Here is a 1,051-nt window from a genome sequence, read left to right on the forward strand (position 1 = left end):
ACGCTGGCCGACAAGGCGGCGCAGGTCTGCCCGGTCGGCGTCATCCTCAAGAAACGCCAGGGCTTTGCCGTGCCGATCGGCGAGCGCAAGTACGACAAGGCGCCGATTTCCGAGATGGCAAATGACAACGGTTAAAACTTCTCGACGCCGAGGTTGATATGAAGAAAAAACTCAAGGTCGCCACGACTTCGCTGGCCGGCTGTTTCGGCTGCCACATGTCCTTTCTCGACATTGATGAACGGCTGTTTACGCTGCTCGAATACATCGAATTCGACCGCTCGCCGCTGACCGACATCAAGCATTGCAGCCCGGACTGCGACATCGGCATCATCGAGGGTGGCCTGTGCAATGCCGAGAACGTCCATGTCCTGCGCGAGTTCCGCAAAAACTGCAAGATCCTGATTGCCATGGGCGCCTGTGCCATCAACGGCGGCCTGCCGGCGCAGCGCAACCACCTGCCCCTGACGACCATCCTCGAAGAGGTCTATCACACCAGCCCGGGCCTGGCCAACGGCCTGATTCCGAACGATCCCGAGCTGCCGCTGCCGCTCAACCAGGTGCACCCGATCCATGAGGTCGTCAAGATCGATTACTTCATGCCCGGCTGCCCGCCATCGGCTGACGCGATCTGGAAGGTGCTGACCGATCTGCTGGCCGGCAAAGAGCCCGAGCTGGGTCACGGGCTGATGCACTATGACTGATATTTTTCGACGCAGAGACGCGGAGGCGCAGAGCCATTCAGGTTTTCTCCGTGTCTCTGCGCCTCTGCGTTTAAAGCTGGTGCTTATGAATTCGATGAGGTTGAAATGACCTACCAACTAGAAACCGCCGCCCACCCCGAAACCCTGCGCCGCGTCGCGATCGACCCGGTTTCCCGGGTCGAGGGCCACGGCAAGGTGACCATCCTGCTCGACGACCAGAACAAGGTGCATCAGGTTCGCCTGCACATCGTCGAATTTCGTGGCTTCGAGAAGTTCATCCAGGGCCGGCCGTATTGGGAAGTCCCGGTCATGGTCCAGCGCCTGTGCGGCATCTGCCCGGTGTCGCACCA

General features: G+C 60.1%; 1 protein-coding gene and 2 pseudogenes. All 3 read left to right on the plus strand.

Annotated elements, in window-relative coordinates; all coding sequences use genetic code 11:
* A pseudogene (locus ADADOO_RS04095) lies at positions 1 to 135 on the plus strand (2Fe-2S iron-sulfur cluster-binding protein); the annotation flags it as partial.
* A 23-nt stretch (positions 136 to 158) separates the two neighbouring features.
* Positions 159 to 701, plus strand: coding sequence for an NADH-quinone oxidoreductase subunit B family protein (locus tag ADADOO_RS04100; RefSeq protein WP_511275245.1), 543 nt, complete (start codon positions 159 to 161; stop codon positions 699 to 701).
* A 105-nt stretch (positions 702 to 806) separates the two neighbouring features.
* Positions 807 to 1,051, plus strand: a pseudogene (locus tag ADADOO_RS04105) (Ni/Fe hydrogenase subunit alpha); the annotation flags it as partial.

Source organism: Azonexus sp., from assembly GCF_036170495.1.
In the GTDB taxonomy this organism is placed as follows: domain Bacteria; phylum Pseudomonadota; class Gammaproteobacteria; order Burkholderiales; family Rhodocyclaceae; genus Azonexus.